This window comes from Rhodococcus sp. JS3073, assembly GCF_026810085.1.
GTDB lineage: Bacteria > Actinomycetota > Actinomycetes > Mycobacteriales > Mycobacteriaceae > Rhodococcus_F > Rhodococcus_F wratislaviensis.
In genome coordinates this window covers 7,629,646-7,645,758 of the sequence record NZ_CP113951.1, presented here as the reverse complement: position 1 = coordinate 7,645,758, position 16,113 = coordinate 7,629,646, and the positions used below count along the sequence as shown (strand labels likewise).

The window sequence follows — 16,113 nt, the reverse complement described above, 5'->3', positions numbered from 1 at the left end:
GACCCCCTCGACACCGAACAACCCGGATAACAGTTGTGTGGTCCCTTCCGGGGACGCCCGCGCATGCGGGAAAATCGGGTGCGGTCGCTCGCCGAGGTCGATCTTTTCTTGGCGCCGGTGAGCCCGAATAACAGTTTGATCCGGGGAGCCGATCGTGGGGCTGCGCATTGTTGCCACGAGCACGAGGGTCCGACTCTTACCTTTCCCTGTTCGGCTCCCGCGGGCGACCGTGTTCATGCAATCGGTTCGGTGGGAAGGAGTTTCGTCATGGATGAGGTCGACGATGTCGAATTGCTCGTGGAGCGGGTCGCGGCGCTGGATCTCGGCAAAGCCGTTCTTGAGGCGTGTGTGCGGGTGCCGCACCCGCAGCGGCTCGGTAGGCGAATGCAGGAGCTGCGCGGTTACGGCACGACCACCGCACAGCTGCTGGCGATGGTGGCCTGGTTGCGGCACTGGCACGTGCAGCGGGTGGTGATGGAATCCACCAGCACCTACTGGAAGGGCGTGTACTACCTTCTCGAAGCCGAGGGCTTCGATTGCTGGCTGGTCAACGCCCGCGAGGTGAAGAACGTGCCGGGCAGGGCGAAGACCGACCGGGCCGACGCGGTATGGCTGGCGAAGGTGGCCGAACGTGGCATGTGCCGGCCATCGCTGGTGCAGCCGCCCGAGATCCGCCGGCTACGTGACCTCACCCGCTACCGCCGTGCCCTGGTGCAGGACCGCACCCGCGAGCAGCAACGGGTCGAGAAGCTGCTCGAGGATGCCCAGATCAAGATCTCGTCGGTGCTCTCGGACCTGCACGGCGCATCCGGACGGTCGATGATGCACGCCCTCATCGCCGGAGAGCGCGATCCGCGGACACTGGCCCGACTGGCCAAGAGCGGTGCGCGGAAGAAGACCGACCAGCTCGAAGAGGCGCTGCGCGGATTCTTCACCGACCACCACGCGACGATTCTGACGATGATGCTCGACAACAGTGACCGGATCGGCGACCAGATCGCCGCACTCGACGCGCTGATCGAGGACGCGATCAGCCCTTTCTCCCGACAGGCAACCCGCCTCGCTGACATCGTCGGCGTGAACACCGTTGCCGCCGCCGAGTTGATCGCCGAGACCGGGGTCGACATGACCCGATTCCCGTCCGCCGCACATCTGGTGTCGTGGGCGAAGTTCTGCCCGCAGACCCACCAGTCGGCCGGCAAGTCCACGAGCAAGGGCCGCGGCAAGGGCAACCCCTGGCTGGCCGGAACCCTTGGGCGCATCGCGTTCGCCAACTCCCGCGCCGACACCTTCCTCGGCACCCGCTATCGGCGCCTCGCGGGCCGCCGCGGCAAGCAGAAGGCGATCGTCGCCACCGGCAACTCGATACTCACCGTCATCTACCACCTGCTCTCCGACCCAGACGCCAAATTCTGCGACCTCGGGCCCGGATACTACGAATCCCGGATCAACAAACACCGCCGCGCCCGCGACCTCGCCACCCAACTCCAGACACTCACCGGCCAGCACATCGCCATCCGCGACGGCAAAGCCGTCATCACCGACACCGTCGCCTGACCCCAAACTTCTTGCGGCAGAACACCATAACCCGGCTCCGCCCGGTGCCTTCGGCCTGCCCACTCACCATCCTATTTTCGGGTCAGAAGAACCCCAGCAGCAGACCCGCGCACACCCCTAGCGAAATCCGCCAACCCCTCGCCGACCCCGCATTTGTCACCTCGTCCACCCGATCCATCATCCGCAGCACCCCGCGCACGGCCTCGATCGGGGTCACGATAGGGGAAAGTGTCCGCAGCAGGGCCTCACCCACCGTCCGTCACTCCGTCACGGTCGCACATTCACCCAGGAACGGGCGCAACTGCGAGCCACTCGTGGATCGGCGTGGCACCCGCACCCGGAGCTGCGGACAACTCGCCGGCCAGCTCGAGTGCCCGCTCGTAGGTGTCGCCGTCGATCACCATCCAACCGGCGATCACGTCCTTGGTCTCCGCGAACGGGCCATCGGTCACCGGCGGCCGCCCCTCGCCGTCGTACCGGACGAACATGCCCTCCGCGGAAAGTGCCTGACTGTCGACGAACTCGCCGGTGCCATCGAGCCGAGCGGCGAAGTCATTCATGTACTGCATATGGGCCGAGATCTCCTCCGGCGCCCTCTGCGCCATCGGCAGGTCGTTGACCGATGCCGGCGCGCCACGGTAATGCCGGTGTTGACCCCGATCACCCTCGCGACGTGTCTCGGATACACCCGGATGTTGGCGGGCGATCCGCTACCTCGCCATCATCCCGCCCCTATCGCCGTCAGAAGGGCATTCAGCGTCTCCGTCTCGGTGTCCAGGATCGCCGGCGCCGCCCACGGCGGAACGACCGATAGACGATCGCCCAACGGAACACTATTTTCAATGTTCCGCGATGAGTTCGGCCGTCTCCGCCGGTCTGTTTAGGTATATCTGGATCATTCGATCATTGAAGGAGTCGCCCATGCCCCGCACCCGGATCCACAACATGAACATCTCCCTCGACGGCTACGCCGCCGGCGAGTTCGTGACGTTCGACGCCCCGATCGGCGGTGCCGAACGGCTATTCGATCGGTTCGACGGACGCGTCATCCACGGGGTCGACCGGGTAGACGCCCCCGTCACCCTGGACCGCGCCCTGACCAGCCTGTGGAGCCAAGGCATCGGCGCAGAGATCATGGGCCGTCGCAAGTTCGGCCCCCAGACCGGCGATTGGCCCGACGACGGGTGGCGAGGCTGGTGGGGCGACGAACCGCCATTTCAGACACCAGTGTTCGTCATGAGCCACCACCCACACCCCAGCATCGACTTTCCCAACGGAACCAGCTTCCACTTCGTGGACGCGCCACCCCGTGAGGTGCTGCGCATGGCCGAGGAAGCTGCGAACGGTCACGACATCCGGATCGGCGGAGGTCCCTCGACTGTGCGGCAGTTTCTGCAAGCCGACTTGATCGACTTGATGCACCTGGTGATCGTGCCCATCACCCTCGGGCGCGGCATATCCCTGTGGGAGGGCTTGGACGGCATCGAAGACCGCTTCACAGTCGAGACCGTCGCTTCCCCCAGCGGGCTTATCCATCAGCTCTGGAACAAAAACCGGCACGACTGAATCCGGTTCTTTGGCCAGTCGGGATCGGTGAGGTTGATGACGGGAATTCACTCGAGTACGGCATTATGTCACCGATCCCGTGTGGTCAGTGCCCTTCTGCGCTGACGAAAAGGTGGGCGCGGGTGCCGTCGCTGGTCAGAAGCAGTGTGACTTTGTCGGTGGGGAACTCGCTGTTCACGGGGTTCTCACTAGCGAGTAGTTGCATCTCCTTGGTACAAGAGAATCCTAGGATTTCCCACTCGAGCCCGGCGACTGCCGGATCGGTGCACTGGATTGGTTGCAGGGGTGGAAACGTCGAGTTGGCGGCGGACAGTTGGGCCGAATTCACGAAGACGGTCTGGGGCCCGTCGTAGCGACCCAGGTATGAGTTCGCACCCGAAAAGACCTGCGATTCGTACATCTGACCGAATCTGAACGTGGACGGGATCTCCACTCCACGGCTCTTCAATGCATCACGGGCAGCATCCTCGTCAATCGGATGAGTGCCCAGCCCGTCGCCGCACGCGGTCATCGCAAGGGCCGCCACTACCACGAGACTCGCCGACCCCGATCCCCATCCTGGCTTGCCGCACCTCACCAATGAATCCTTCGTCATCGTCATCGTCGTTGGCAATCGGGCTCGCAACTCTTTACGAGCTTATCCGGGGAAACGAATCCACTCGTCGAACGAAGACCGACACGAGTCGTCGGAACCTTGAACCGTCCGAGCGGTTCCCGGAAGCGGATCCGTGAGCGCTACCGCAGTTGGTCGCGGCGGCGGGTCAGGTAGGCGGTCTCGGCGGTGTTGCCCGCCGGCCCGATGGCTTTGTCGTACGCCGCGCGCGACTGCTGACTAAAACGTGCCGCGCACGCACTCACCAGCGAGAGCTGGCCGGCAGCTCCTATCGTCTGCTGCCGGCCTGACGGGCCGGCATCACTTCAGGTGCCGGGCGAAGAACCGGTTCCCGGCGTCCCCCTCGAACTGCGGAACGCCGGTGTGCCCGCCCATATTGGCATGCAGCGTCTTCTCCTTGGAGCCGAAGGCGTCGAACAGGTCCAGGGCCAGTTGCCGGTCGTTTCCTTCATCGTCCCACTGCAGCAGGACCTGCAGCGGAATGGTGACCTGCCGGGCCTCCTCGAACATGGTGCGGGGCACGAAACTCCCGGCGAACAGCAGGGCGGCCGAGACGCGCGGCTCGACCGCCGCCAGCCGGATGCCGACAGCGATCACCCCTCCCGAGTACCCGACCGGGCCGCCGATCTCGGGCAGCGAAAGGAGGGCGTCCAAGACGGCCCGCCATTCCGGGACCGCCGTTTCGACCAGCGGGAGGACGAGCCGGTCGATGATCCCGTCGTCGACCGACTCGCCGGCCTCCAGCGCCCGGTGCAGGTCGGCGCGGGCCTGTTCGGCGGCGGCGGAACGGGGCCGGTCGCCGCTCCCGGGGAGCTCGATGGTGGCCGCGGCGAAGCCCTCCGCCGCGGCGCCCCGGGCCCGGGCCACCAGTCGGGGGTACATCTTGTGCAGTCCGCCGGGGTGGCCGACCAGGATCAGCGGCGCCGGTGCGGGTGGTGCAGATGCGGATCCAGGCGTCCACAGGATGCCGGGGATCTCGCCGAGAGTGAATTCGCGCTCGAGGACACCGTCGTCGAGGCGTTGTTCGGAAGTGAATTGCATTGTCGTGCCTTTCGGGAGTGCTTCGTCAACGGCGCTCCCGGGCGACCCATCGCCCGACCGTGACCCCGAAGGGGAGCACCCATGTCGATACTGCGTTCACGGGTACCACCTCCTCGTTCTCTCGCACGGCCTCCAGAAAAGTAGCAGTGGTCGCCGTGGTCCGCCAACAGGTTTTTGCGGACGCTTCGGGCCCGCCGACCACCCCCGCTATCGGGAGTAGATGGACTCGATGTCCGTCGTGTGTTGCTCGAGGACGACCTCGCGCTTGATCGATGGCTTTTCTGCGTCCACTCGGCGTCGAGGATTCGGTATTCTTTGATTTGCTCTGCCCTGGAGACCTTCTCGTTGGTTTCGGCGACCGCGGTATCGATTTGGGCGATCAGGTCGCGATTGCGGAGTAACTCCGGCAGTGGCGTGGCGGGCGGGACGCCGTGTCGGTCCTTCCAGCCGGGTAGGGATCGGGATCGAGGGTGATCAGGGGGCCGATGTATGGGCGTGCATCGCCGACCACCATGCACTGGCTGACGAGGGGTGGGCGCGCAGGAAGTCCTCGAGATCGGCCGGTGAGACACTCTTCCCGCGGGCATCGATCCATCTGCACCACAACGTAACTAGCTAGCCTGTCGGTGACCGGCACCCTCGGCACCCGACCCTGCTGACGCATCAGCGTGCCGAAGAAACCTTTCGCCGCCGTCGCTGGGAGAACTGCGCTCTCCCATTCGGCACGACCCGACGTCGGCCATGTCATTCGGAGCATGGGCATCAGTCAACCCTCGTAGGCGGCGGCCACCTTCTTCGGCACGCACATGCGCCACGCGTCGACGAGTAGCTCTCGCAGCTCCTCGACGTCGAGGGCATCGAGCCGTACGCAGACCCACCGGAACCGCATGTCGGAGGCGCGGGGCATCAGGAATTTATCGGGCTCCGAGGCCACCAGCGCCTCCCGCTCTTCCCTGGGGAAGCCGAAGCCCATGATCGTGTCGTCCTGGTAGAACGCCGCGTAGACCATGCGTCCCACCCGGAACCTCACCTCGTCGCGTACGAGCGCCTCGTAGGAACGAGGCAACGTGCCGACGATCGCCCGGGCATCGTCGATCGTCACCCCCATCGTCGATCCTCACCCCATCGGCGGCGCAGCACCTCGGCGGTGCCGTGGTCAGCGGGCAGGAACGCCTCGAGGTGCAGCTCGGCGAGCGTCACGTCGGCGGCGGTCGCGAACGACGTGAGCGTCGTGATCAGCCGGAGGTCGCCATCGGCCGAGCCCAGCTCCAGCGGCACCGCGAAGCCGAGCACGTCGGCCTCCTCGGGCAGCGGCGGAAGGTAGGACTCGAGTTCGGTGAGCAGCGCCTCCAACGCCGGGTCGGGGCTCTGCGCCAGCTGAGCCCGCAGGTGCTCGGTGATGTGCCTGCCCCACTCCGGCAGGTTGCGCACCCGGGGCGCGTTCCCCTCGGGGTGCAGGGCCAGGCGGAACACGTTGACCGGTGGTGCGAGCAACGCGGGGTCGACGCCTTCGTAAAACACCTCGAACGCCCGGTTGGCGGTGACGAGGATGCCGTGCGGCCGCATGACCATCGCCGGGTACGGGAGATGACCGTCGAGAATCGTTTCCAGCGCCTGACGAACCGGGCGCAGCGCCTCGTCGTCGAGCGGTGACTCCGGGAATGCCGGGGCGAAGCCGGCAGCGAGGAGCAACTCGTTGCGCTCCCGTAGCGTGAGCTCCATCGACTCCGCCAGGCGCAACACCATGCCCCGCCCCGGGCGGGAGCGGCCCTGTTCGATGAAGCTCACGTGCCGCTGGGTGGTGCCCGCCCGAAGCGCGAGATCGAGCTGGCTCATCCGGCGGGCCGTGCGCCAGCGCCGGAACTCACTGGGGAACCGCGTCATCACCAATCAATCCTCGCTCACCCCGGGGGATCGATGCCATTCCTTCCAGGGAGTTGCTCACTGTCGGGCTTCGGCTGTAGCCAGCACGCCAACACCCGTCCTGAAGCGTGAGAGAACGACCAAAGTCTCTTGGCTCGGCAACGCCACGTCCCCGGCTGGCATGAAGTGAATTGGAACGCGCGGCGACGTGAGGAGGGACGCGGTCGAGTACAGAACTCGTTGGACGCCACCGTGCCGATGATGACGTTCATGGCCACCGGGATTCCGTACATCGGTCGCGGCTGACCGAGCGGGCCGTCAGACACGCTGCCGAGAAAGCGGTTGCCCCTTACACACCCGGGATGTCGGAGATTCTGACGTCGTCGGTGTTCAGGTCGCGCAGCACCTCGCTGCGCACCGAATCGAGGTAGCCGATGTGAGTCGCGAACGCCTCACGGGCCTTTACCGGGTCGCCGGTGGCGATCGCCTGATACATGCCCTCGTGCTGTTCCATCACCAGGCGTCGATCCAATCGATCGACGAAGACACGGTTGGTCACCGGGCGGATCAGGTGCACCGAGGTCATCGCCAACTCCAGGATCGGGTTGTGCGCCGCCCGGGTGATCGCGGTGTGAAATTCCAGGTCCAGGCCGAGCCACTCTTCGATGTCCATCTCGAAATCTCGCGACGCCAGCACCGGCCTCCAAATGGCCTCGAGGTCTCCTTCGGTGTGGCGCTGCGCCGCCATCGCGACACTGAATTCCTCCAGCACCCGGCGCGCTTCGTCCACGTCGTGCACGGTGACGTCGCCGGCGCGGAACCAGAGGCGGATGGCATCGCCGAGCAACTCGGCGATGTCGTCCGAGTCCGGGACGGCCACATAGGTGCCGCCTCCGACGCCGCCGCGGACCGAGGTGAGCAGTCCGGTCGCGGTCAGCAGTTTGAGGGCCTCGCGGGCGGTGTTGCGCGACACGTCGAACGTGTCCGCGAGATCGAGTTCGGTGGGCAGCCGCTCCCCCGGGACCCAGACGCCGTCGGCGATCGCCGATCTGAGCTGCCTCGCGATCTGCCCCGAGGCGTCCTTACGGGTCAGCGCCTTCGGCCTGAACGCTCGATCCATTGCGGGACACCTCTCCGTTGCCTGATGTTGTGCTCTGCATTACAGTAACGCCCAACGTTCAATGTCCAACATTGAACGTTGGGCGAAATCCCGCCCACACACCTCGACAAACAACCCAACCGCCGCCCCGGCCCGCGCGCCGGGCACCACGGAAGTGACCACAGATGAGCCTCGACTGGGATATCCAAGAAGCCACCATCGACAGCGTTCAGCAGGCCTATCGCAACGGCACCGCAACGACGCGCGACGTCGTCCAGGCATACCTCGACCGCATCGCGGCTCTCGACCAGGACGGGCCTCGACTGAACTCGGTCATCACCGTGTCCGACACCGCCCTCGACGACGCCGACGTGCTCGACCGCTCCTTCGCTCTGACCGGGGAGCTGGCAGGGCCCCTCCACGGAGTGCCCGTCCTGGTGAAGGATCAGGCCGCGACCGCAGGGATGCGCACTACCTTCGGCAACAAGAACGCCGCGAACTACGTGCCAACCGAGGACGCAACCGCGATCAAGAAGCTCAAGGCCGCCGGCGCGATCATCCTCGGCAAGACGACGATGCCCGACTTCGCCACTTCATGGTTCTCGACCTCCTCCGTCTCCGGGGTCACCAAGAACCCCTACGACCTGACCCGGGATCCGGGCGGATCCAGCAGCGGTTCCGGAGCAGCCATCGCGGCAAATCTCGCCCTCGTCGGTATCGGAGAGGACACCGGCGGCTCGATCCGTCTCCCCGCCTCGTTCTGCAACCTCGTCGGCTTCCGCGTCACACCCGGCATGATCAGCCGCAACGGCATGTCGCCCCTGGTGGTACCGCAAGACACTGCCGGCCCGATGACCCGAACCGTGACCGACGCCGCCAAACTCCTCGACGTCCTGGTCGGCTACGACCCCACCGACGATTTCACCACGGTGGCTCGCCATCACCGCCACTCCGGTTCCTTCGCCGAGAACATCAAGGGCGCGACTGTGGCAGGCAAGCGGATCGGCGTCCTGCGCAGCGCATTCGGCGACTCGAACGATTCGGCCGGATCAGCCGTCAACGAGGTCATCGACAACGCACTCGCGGAGTTGGACGCCGCCGGTGCTGAACTGGTCGACGTCGAGATCCCGAAGCTCGACCACTACGTCTCGTTCACCTCGCTCTACTTCACCCGCTCCCGCAACGACATGAACCGTTTCTTCGCCGAAAACCCCGATATCGGAATCGCCGGTGTCGACGAGGTTCGCCGAAACGGCACGTACGACCCGCATCTCGACCTGTTCGAAGGCATCACCGACGGCCCCGCGGACCCCAAATCCGATCCCGACTATCTCGACCGCGTCCTCGCACGCGAAGAGTTCGCGCGAATCGCCACAGCGCTGTTCGTCGAACGCGCCCTCGACGCCATCGTCTTTCCCGACGTGAAACTCCCGGCGCCCACGCACGACGACGTGCTCGGCGGCCGCTGGACCTGCCTGACCTATCCGACGAACACCGTCATCGCTTCCCAACTGCACTTTCCCGCAGTCTCCGTCCCTGCCGGATTCACGGCAGACGGACTCCCGGTCGGTCTGGAGATCATGTCCACCCGCTTCGAAGAAACGACACTGCTCCAGGTCGCCCGCGGCGTCGAACTCGCCGTCGGTGCGCGCAGGGCACCCTCCCTGGATGTTCCCACGGGAACGGACGCCTGATGTCCATCACCCTCAACTCGGACATGGGCGAAGCCTTCGGCATTCACACCTTCGGCAACGACACCGCCCTGCTCGACTACGTCGACACCATCAACGTCGCCTGCGGCATGCACTCCGGAGACCCGAGCACCATGGCGCACACGGTCACCGCCGCCCTCGACGCGAATGTCACTGTCGGCGCTCACCCGGGGCTACCCGACCCGGTGGGTTTCGGGCGTCGAGAAATGATGCTGACCGCGGACGAGATCCGGGATCTGATCCGCTACCAAGTGGGCGCCCTGACTGCATTTCTCGACGCCGTAGGCGCACCGTTACATCACATCAAACCGCACGGCGCCCTCTACGGGATGCTCTCGCGCAGCGAAGAGTTGATGGAATCCGCCTGTGATGTCGCCGAACAGTACGGTGTCCCGATCCTCGGCCTCCCCCACACCGCCCATCAGCGCGTGGCCGACCGCCGCGGTGTGGAATTCGTCGCCGAGTTCTACGTCGATCTCGACTACAACGACGACGGCACCATCATCGTCAACCGGACCGCCGCCCCCCATGATCTCGTCCACATCGAAGCCAAAGCACGCCGGGCACTCGTCGACGGCAAGACGATATCGATCCACGGCACCGAGATCGACGTCACCGTCGAATCACTCTGTATCCACTCCGACCTGCACAACGCACCGGACGTCGCGGCGCGACTCCGCACGATGGTCGACCAGCACGCAGGCAATACCTGAGCGCTCCCCTCGGAACGCACCGTGCGGGCGGCACGGTTTCATGCGAGCCTCACCCCGCCCAGTCGACCCGGTCGGCCAGTGTGTGCAGCGACCGTTTCCTGCTCACGTTGGATTCCCCGACCCAGGCGATACGTCCGTAGACGTATTCACGGAAATGTGATCTGCCGTCACGATTCTGCGAATCGGGTCCGTAGCGAGCGCAATTGAAGAGCAGCGCTCGCAGGTCGTCGTAGTCGGCTCGCGCCGCCTGCGGACGGGTATTGACCACCAGCCCCGCCAGGTGCTGGCATCGGTGTGCCCGCATGATCCGGGTCTTGCCGGGGTGTACCGAGAAGCCTTCGTCCGCAACGATGCGGCCGACGGCGTGGATCAGCCGGTCCGCCGCCAGTTCCGTGCCGGAGAACGCGAGGTCGTCGGCATACCTCGTGTAACCAGCGCGATGTGTTCTCGCGAGTCCGGTCAGTCTCCGGTCGAGCCGGTGTGCGACGAGATTGGCGAGCGCCGGCGAGGTCGGTGCCCCCTGCGGAAGGTGCGCACCCCGGAGCCGACTCGCCGCATCGAAGGGAAGCTGCGCGAGAATACCGGGCGGGGTGGACGTGGTGCAGAGCCCAGCCAGCACTCGTGACACCCGGGTCGGGTAGCCGAGGGCATCGAAGACCGCCCTCACCCGAGTCCGGGAAACCGAAGGAAAGAAGGCGCGGAGGTCCATGCGCACCACGACCTCGTGTCCTGCATGGGGAGCGGCGAAGGTGTGGACGCTGCGGCCTCGGACGAATCCGTGCGCCGCGACGTGGGGAGGGACGCGGTCGAGCACAGAGCGCAGAATCCGGCGCTGCACCTCTCGAAGGCGTTCCTTGGGCGCCTCGAGCAGGCGGTTGTCCGAACGGATCCGATAACGGTAGTGCTGCAGCGGAGTGGCTTTCGTGCGCAGCCATCCGCCGGGATCTGCGAACCAGTCGAGTTCGGCGGGGGTGAGACCGACCGCCTCGGCGACCGCCGCCGTGCGCGACCACCGCGGGACGTCGAACTTCCAGTCACTGCCGGACACCTCGACGACCGTCTCCGGTTGCTCGATCTGCGGGAGCTCGGACAGCAATCGATAGACGCTGTCGACGCCGTCGATCGGCGGGGTGGGCATCAGGTCGTGGAGCCGTGTCGCGATCCGGCCGGCATCCGGCACACCGGTTTCCTCGAAGCGGAGCACGAGGCCGGCTCTGGTCCAGGCCCCGGCGGTCGCCGCCGAAGCGAGGCGACGAGCGATTTCAGGCTGCAAGGCCCGGCCGGCTGTCATGTGTGCGACGGTGCGAGGTGACCGATATCTGTCGTCTGCGGCGCGCCCCGGCACGCGGAGCATACGGTCGCGCGTCGGACGGTGTCTCCGATGAACACTGTCGAGCCAGGGGTTGCCCCTGACGTGGTCGCGGCCGGAACACCGGCCGCACCACTCTCACCTCCGCACCGTCGCACCTCGTGAGAATGCCACATGATCTTAGCCGTGCGGGGCCCTATCGGGACTGGGTTTTCTCTGGGCACAGAGCGACGACGTCGATTTCGACCAGGAAGTCGCCGAGATGCGATCCTACGGTGGTGCGCGCCGGGTACGGGTGCGAGACGAACTTCTGATAGGTCTCGTTGAAACCGGTGAAGTCTCGCGCTGGATTCTGCAGGTGGACGGTGGCTTTGACCACATGTGAGAAGTCCGAGCCGCACGATTCGAGTACGGCCGCGAGGTTGCGCATCGCCTGTTCCGTTTGTTCTTCGATGGTGGTGCCGACGAGTTCCCAGGTGTTCGGGTGGTGGGGAGTCTGGCCTGCCGTGTAGAGGACCCCACCGGCAATGATCGCCTGGGAGTAGTGCCCTGCAGGGCGGGGTGCGTGCTCGGTGCTGACGTGTTGCCTGTTCATGTGTTTCCTCAGTCCTGAGTGTTCGTTGTTCTCGATTGTCGGGCGGGCGGGTGAGCTGTTCAGAGGACCTTCGAGAGGAACGCGCGGGTTCTCTCCTGCCGCGGATTCCCGAGAACCTCGGACGGCGGGCCTGCCTCGACGACGACCCCCTGGTCCATGAAGACGATCTGGTCGCTGACCTCGCGGGCAAACCCCAGCTCGTGGGTCACCACGACCATGGTCATCCCCGCTTCCGCAAGGGACTTCATCACGTCCAGTACCTCACCGACGAGTTCCGGGTCGAGCGCTGAGGTCGGTTCGTCGAAGAGCAGCAACTTGGGCTTCATCGCCAGTGCCCGGGCAATCGCAATCCGCTGTTGCTGTCCCCCGGAGAGCTCCCGCGGGTATGCCTGACCTCGGTTCCCCAGTCCGACACGATCGAGGAGCACGTGCGCCTCGGCTGTCACCTCGGCGCGGGACCTGCCGAGAACGTGAATCGGGGCTTCGACGATGTTCTCGAGAACCGTCATATGTGGAAACAGGTTGAAGCGCTGAAACACCATGCCGGCATTCAGCCGAGACCGTGCCGTCTGCCGTGGTTTCATTTCGTGAAGCCGGCCATTGCGTTCCGTGTAGCCGATCAATTGCTGGTCCACGTACAGGCGTCCCGCATCCACCTTCTCGAGGTGATTGATGCAGCGCAGGAAGGTTGTCTTCCCGGACCCGGACGGTCCGATGAGGCATGTCACCGATCCGCGCTCGACACTGAGGTCGATGCCCTTGAGGATCTCGGTGGTACCGAAGCGCTTCCGGACGCCCTGTGCTTTCACCATGACGGTGTTCATTTCGCCCTTCCCAATGCAAATCGACGGCGTGTGGGGGCTACCGACGCGGTGAACCCGCGCGCGTAGTGTTTCTCGAGCTTGTCCTGGAAGAAGCTCAGGATGGTGGTCATCAGGAGATACCAGAGGCTCGCGACGATGAGCAGCGGGATCGTCTGGTAGTTCATCGAATAGATGATCTGCGCGGAGTACAGCAGATCGGAGATCGCCAGAACGCTGACGAGGGTTGTCCCTTTCAGCATCGAGATCACCTGGTTCCCCGTCGGGGGAAGCACCACACGCATCGCTTGGGGAAGAATGATGCGGCGCATCAGCTGAGTCCTGTTCATTCCCAGCGCCTGAGCCGCGTCGTACTGGCCGTTGTCCACCGATCCGATGCCACCACGGATGATCTCTGCCATGTATGCCGCTTCGTTCAGAGACAGCCCGAGGAGAGCAGCCCCGAGTGGCGTGATCAGCGTGTTGACGGAACCGACCATGAACTCGGGTCCCCCGAACGGGATTCCGATCGAGATGGTGGGATAAAGGGCTGCGATGTTGTACCAAAAGATCAGCTGAACGAGGAGCGGGGTTCCCCGGAAGAACCATATGTAGCCCCGCGCGATCGAATTGACGATCGGGTTGTCCGACAGTCGCATGACGGCAAGGAGCGTTCCGAGCGAAATGCCGGCGGTCATCGAGACGATTGTCAAGATGATCGTCAGAACGACGCCTCGAAGTATCTCCGGGGCAAAGAGATAGGACGACACGACATTCCAATGAAATCGGTCATTCGTCGCGACGTTCCACGTCACTGCCACGGCGACGATGAGCAGTCCCAGTCCGAACGTCTGTCGGACAGGATGTTTGAGCGGCACAACCGGGATGGACGTGTCCGGGGACGCCGATACCGCGGACGGAGGAGGGAAGGCGTCTCGCGAGGCCAATTGTTGCATGGTAGGTCTCCTTATTGAGCCGCGTTGACGCGAGCTCGAGTGATCATCGCGGACTCCGAACCGTATTTTCCGAGCACTTCCCTGTACGCATCGCTGGCGATGACGGAGTCCAGTGCCGCGGACACGGCGTCGACGAGTGCGGGTTCCTTGGTCACGCCCACGGCGACGGGGGCGTAATCGAAGGTGTCCGACAACTCGAGGTCGGGATTGTTCGCCGTGGCGTACGAGAGAATCGGGGAATCTGCCAGGACGGCGTCTTGCCGGCCGCTGGTCAGCGCAGAAATCGCCTGCCGCGTGTCCTGGAACTGGCCGGTCTGGATCGGCGGCTTACCGGCGGCCACGCACTCTTGCTCATACGCCGGAATGGTGACGGTGAGCTGATACGAGCCCGTCAGGACGCCGACCTTCCTGCCGCAGAGTGTGTCCTTCGTGACGGGCTCCCCTCCCTTCGCGACGACGATGGCGTTTCCCATCTGCATGTAGTCGACGAAATCCATTGCCGCCATCCGCTTGGTCGTGGGCGTCATCGAGGACACCGTCATGTCGTAGCGTCCGGCTGCGATCCCGGGAATGATGGAGTCGAAATTGACGACCATGATGTCGACGTCGAGGTTCAGGGCCTTCCCGATGAGTCTCGCGATATCGGGGTTCGTCCCCGTCATGTACCGGGTGCCCTCCGAATAGAACTGGGTGGGCGGTTCATTCGTCGGGATCGCCACCCGCAGTGTGCGGCGTGCTGCCACCGTGTCGGGCAGCAATGCGACGGCCGAGTCGTTCACCGCGAGCGCGGGCGTACTGTCGCCCTCGACGGGAGCCGAGGCCGGTGGGTTCGCAAATTCCTCGAGCCGACCGCAACCGGCCGTGGAGAGGAGAAGGGCGGCGAGTGCGCCGGCACACAGGAATCGGTGAGAGTAGCCTCCGGCACGACTTGTCATGACGAGGACTTCTGCTTCCGCGCGGTCTGCGTTCCGGTGTACGGGTTCGTCGAGGCGGCGAAGGCGGCGTGGCGGTTGCGCACGAGCGACGGTCCGTTGTCCTGCAGTTCCTTGATGCTCGAGACCCCCAGCAGCATCATCGTCCGGGTCATCTCCTCCGCGAAGATCCGCAGCACGTGCGCGACACCCTCCTCACCCGCCGCCGCGAGGCCGTAGAGGTACGGGCGTCCGATCGCACACGCATTCGCCCCCAGCGCCAGAGCCTTGATCACGTCCGAGCCGCGGCGAATGCCACCGTCGACGATGATCTCGACCCGACCGTTCACGCGGTCGACGATCTCCGGCAGAACGTCCATCGGGGAGGCCATGTGATCGAGTTGCCTGCCGCCGTGGTTGCTGACCTGGATGGCGTCGATCCCGATGTCAGCGGCGATCGCCGCGTCGTCGGCGCTGACGCACCCCTTGAGGACGATCGGACCGCTCCATCGGGAGCGTAGGTCGCAGAGGGTGTCCCAGTCGGTGGGCTCGTAGGAACCCGACAGCAGGGTTCGCCACATATCCGGTGTGCTCGCCAGCGGCCCTTCCGCGATGGTCCCGTCGAGATTGGGGAAGGCGATCGCGTCGTTGCGCAGAAACCCCCACGCCCACGTGGGATGTAGTGCCCCTTCGATGACCGTCCGCGGCTTCAGGGACGGAGGTGCCGTGAAGCCGTTGCGGTAGTCGCGTTCGCGATGACCGATCGCTCGGCAATCGACATTGACCAGCAAGGCCTCGTACCCCGCGTCCGCCGTCCGGTCGAGCATCGCCTGGAGCATGCCCTTGTCCGCCATCGGTTCGATGTTGAACCAGCGACGAAGGCCCGGGGTCTGCGCGCTGACCAGTTCCATCGGCGTCGTACTCAGGTGTGCCAGACCATATGGGACATTCGCGGCGAGAGCAGCACGCGCCGCACCGAGTTCGCCCTCCGGGTGAAAGAGCCGAGTTCCCCCGGTGGGAGAGAGCATCAACGGCATGGATACCGGCTCGCCCAGGAGTGTCGACGCCAAGTCGAGGTTCTCCACCGCACCCCACCGTGGCACGAAGGACCAGTCGTCGAACGAGGCACGATTGCGGCGGACCGACGCTTCGTCTTCCCCGCCGCCCTCGATGTAGTCGAGGATGCTCAGCGGGAGACGTGCGGCGGCCATCTTGCGTACGTCTTCGATGCTGTGGCATCGCCGTGCGAGCCGTTGTGACACGGACCGAGCGGGGCCCTCGACATTCACTAACGACCTGATATCTCTGAGTTTCATGGGGACTCCTCGAAATGGTGCTGACACCCGGTGCGTGGGGTGAACCAATAGTGATCCAGACC

The 16,113-nt window shown here is 65.1% G+C and carries 16 protein-coding genes and 1 pseudogene; 4 read left to right on the top strand and 13 right to left on the bottom strand.

Going from position 1 to position 16,113, the window contains the following annotated elements:
- Positions 1 to 267: 267 nt before the first annotated feature.
- Positions 268 to 1,557, top strand: a complete 1,290-nt coding sequence (locus OYT95_RS34955; protein WP_268790210.1) for an IS110 family transposase — start codon at positions 268 to 270, stop codon at positions 1,555 to 1,557.
- A gap of 82 nt (positions 1,558 to 1,639) precedes the next feature.
- Here the strand turns inward: OYT95_RS34955 and OYT95_RS34950 are convergent, their stop codons facing one another.
- A complete protein-coding gene (locus OYT95_RS34950) occupies positions 1,640 to 1,774 on the bottom strand; it encodes a hypothetical protein (RefSeq protein ID WP_268790209.1) in 135 nt (44 codons plus the stop codon).
- A 42-nt stretch (positions 1,775 to 1,816) separates the two neighbouring features.
- Positions 1,817 to 2,264, bottom strand: a pseudogene (locus OYT95_RS34945) (YciI family protein).
- A gap of 214 nt (positions 2,265 to 2,478) precedes the next feature.
- On the opposite strand from OYT95_RS34945, the gene OYT95_RS34940 reads away from it, so the two are divergent.
- A complete protein-coding gene (locus OYT95_RS34940; RefSeq protein WP_268792301.1) occupies positions 2,479 to 3,123 on the top strand; it encodes a dihydrofolate reductase family protein in 645 nt (214 codons plus the stop codon).
- 85 nt (positions 3,124 to 3,208) lie between these two features.
- On the opposite strand, the gene OYT95_RS34935 is transcribed toward OYT95_RS34940, so the two are convergent.
- From OYT95_RS34935 to OYT95_RS34915, 5 genes are all read right to left on the bottom strand, one after another.
- Positions 3,209 to 3,649 carry a hypothetical protein gene (locus OYT95_RS34935; RefSeq protein ID WP_268790208.1) on the bottom strand — a complete coding sequence of 147 codons (441 nt, stop codon included), beginning with the start codon at positions 3,647 to 3,649 and terminating at the stop codon, positions 3,209 to 3,211.
- 387 nt (positions 3,650 to 4,036) lie between these two features.
- Positions 4,037 to 4,777: an alpha/beta hydrolase gene (locus OYT95_RS34930; protein WP_268790207.1), complete on the bottom strand. Its 741-nt coding sequence runs from the start codon at positions 4,775 to 4,777 to the stop codon at positions 4,037 to 4,039.
- A gap of 766 nt (positions 4,778 to 5,543) precedes the next feature.
- Positions 5,544 to 5,885: an MmcQ/YjbR family DNA-binding protein gene (locus tag OYT95_RS34925; RefSeq protein ID WP_268790206.1), complete on the bottom strand. Its 342-nt coding sequence runs from the start codon at positions 5,883 to 5,885 to the stop codon at positions 5,544 to 5,546.
- On the bottom strand, positions 5,876 to 6,661 hold the full coding sequence (locus OYT95_RS34920; protein ID WP_268790205.1) for a helix-turn-helix domain-containing protein: 786 nt from the start codon (positions 6,659 to 6,661) through the stop codon (positions 5,876 to 5,878). Before OYT95_RS34920 ends, OYT95_RS34925 begins: the two co-directional genes overlap by 10 nt.
- Positions 6,662 to 6,989: 328 nt before the next feature.
- Positions 6,990 to 7,760, bottom strand: coding sequence for a FadR/GntR family transcriptional regulator (locus OYT95_RS34915; RefSeq protein WP_037229614.1), 771 nt, complete (start codon positions 7,758 to 7,760; stop codon positions 6,990 to 6,992).
- Positions 7,761 to 7,924: 164 nt separating this feature from the next.
- On the opposite strand from OYT95_RS34915, the gene OYT95_RS34910 reads away from it, so the two are divergent.
- Both OYT95_RS34910 and pxpA read left to right on the top strand, forming a co-directional pair.
- Positions 7,925 to 9,433, top strand: coding sequence for an amidase (locus tag OYT95_RS34910; RefSeq protein WP_268790204.1), 1,509 nt, complete (start codon positions 7,925 to 7,927; stop codon positions 9,431 to 9,433).
- Positions 9,433 to 10,164 (top strand): 5-oxoprolinase subunit PxpA, encoded by a 732-nt coding sequence (pxpA, locus tag OYT95_RS34905; RefSeq protein ID WP_268790203.1) that lies wholly within the window; start codon positions 9,433 to 9,435, stop codon positions 10,162 to 10,164. Before OYT95_RS34910 ends, pxpA begins: the two co-directional genes overlap by 1 nt.
- 49 nt (positions 10,165 to 10,213) lie before the next feature.
- Here pxpA and OYT95_RS34900 read toward each other — a convergent pair whose 3' ends face one another.
- From OYT95_RS34900 to OYT95_RS34875, 6 genes are all read right to left on the bottom strand, one after another.
- Entirely contained in the window at positions 10,214 to 11,455 is a 1,242-nt protein-coding gene (locus OYT95_RS34900) for a reverse transcriptase family protein (protein WP_268790202.1), read from the bottom strand.
- Between the two features lie 214 nt (positions 11,456 to 11,669).
- Positions 11,670 to 12,068, bottom strand: a complete 399-nt coding sequence (locus OYT95_RS34895) for a RidA family protein (protein ID WP_268790201.1) — start codon at positions 12,066 to 12,068, stop codon at positions 11,670 to 11,672.
- A gap of 59 nt (positions 12,069 to 12,127) precedes the next feature.
- On the bottom strand, positions 12,128 to 12,892 hold the full coding sequence (locus tag OYT95_RS34890; RefSeq protein ID WP_328286520.1) for an amino acid ABC transporter ATP-binding protein: 765 nt from the start codon (positions 12,890 to 12,892) through the stop codon (positions 12,128 to 12,130).
- Complete coding sequence (locus OYT95_RS34885; RefSeq protein WP_268790199.1) at positions 12,889 to 13,824, bottom strand: amino acid ABC transporter permease; 936 nt, start codon at positions 13,822 to 13,824, stop codon at positions 12,889 to 12,891. The genes OYT95_RS34890 and OYT95_RS34885 overlap by 4 nt, the downstream gene beginning before the upstream one ends.
- A gap of 11 nt (positions 13,825 to 13,835) precedes the next feature.
- A complete protein-coding gene (locus tag OYT95_RS34880; protein ID WP_268790198.1) occupies positions 13,836 to 14,759 on the bottom strand; it encodes a transporter substrate-binding domain-containing protein in 924 nt (307 codons plus the stop codon).
- Complete coding sequence (locus OYT95_RS34875) at positions 14,756 to 15,946, bottom strand: alpha-hydroxy acid oxidase (protein WP_268790197.1); 1,191 nt, start codon at positions 15,944 to 15,946, stop codon at positions 14,756 to 14,758. Before OYT95_RS34875 ends, OYT95_RS34880 begins: the two co-directional genes overlap by 4 nt.
- Positions 15,947 to 16,113 lie beyond the last annotated feature (167 nt).

Bases quoted from the DNA above. Each gene is read 5' to 3' on its own strand.
- OYT95_RS34955 (WP_268790210.1), top strand. From the start codon at position 268: ATGGATGAGGTCGACGATGTCGAATTGCTCGTGGAGCGGGTCGCGGCG.
- OYT95_RS34940 (WP_268792301.1), top strand. From the start codon at position 2,479: ATGCCCCGCACCCGGATCCACAACATGAACATCTCCCTCGACGGCTAC.
- OYT95_RS34930 (WP_268790207.1), bottom strand. From the start codon at position 4,777: ATGCAATTCACTTCCGAACAACGCCTCGACGACGGTGTCCTCGAGCGC.
- OYT95_RS34925 (WP_268790206.1), bottom strand. From the start codon at position 5,885: ATGGGGGTGACGATCGACGATGCCCGGGCGATCGTCGGCACGTTGCCT.
- OYT95_RS34920 (WP_268790205.1), bottom strand. From the start codon at position 6,661: ATGACGCGGTTCCCCAGTGAGTTCCGGCGCTGGCGCACGGCCCGCCGG.
- OYT95_RS34915 (WP_037229614.1), bottom strand. From the start codon at position 7,760: ATGGATCGAGCGTTCAGGCCGAAGGCGCTGACCCGTAAGGACGCCTCG.
- OYT95_RS34910 (WP_268790204.1), top strand. From the start codon at position 7,925: ATGAGCCTCGACTGGGATATCCAAGAAGCCACCATCGACAGCGTTCAG.
- pxpA (WP_268790203.1), top strand. From the start codon at position 9,433: ATGTCCATCACCCTCAACTCGGACATGGGCGAAGCCTTCGGCATTCAC.
- OYT95_RS34900 (WP_268790202.1), bottom strand. From the start codon at position 11,455: ATGACAGCCGGCCGGGCCTTGCAGCCTGAAATCGCTCGTCGCCTCGCT.
- OYT95_RS34895 (WP_268790201.1), bottom strand. From the start codon at position 12,068: ATGAACAGGCAACACGTCAGCACCGAGCACGCACCCCGCCCTGCAGGG.
- OYT95_RS34890 (WP_328286520.1), bottom strand. From the start codon at position 12,892: ATGAACACCGTCATGGTGAAAGCACAGGGCGTCCGGAAGCGCTTCGGT.
- OYT95_RS34885 (WP_268790199.1), bottom strand. From the start codon at position 13,824: ATGCAACAATTGGCCTCGCGAGACGCCTTCCCTCCTCCGTCCGCGGTA.
- OYT95_RS34880 (WP_268790198.1), bottom strand. From the start codon at position 14,759: ATGACAAGTCGTGCCGGAGGCTACTCTCACCGATTCCTGTGTGCCGGC.
- OYT95_RS34875 (WP_268790197.1), bottom strand. From the start codon at position 15,946: ATGGCCGCCGCACGTCTCCCGCTGAGCATCCTCGACTACATCGAGGGC.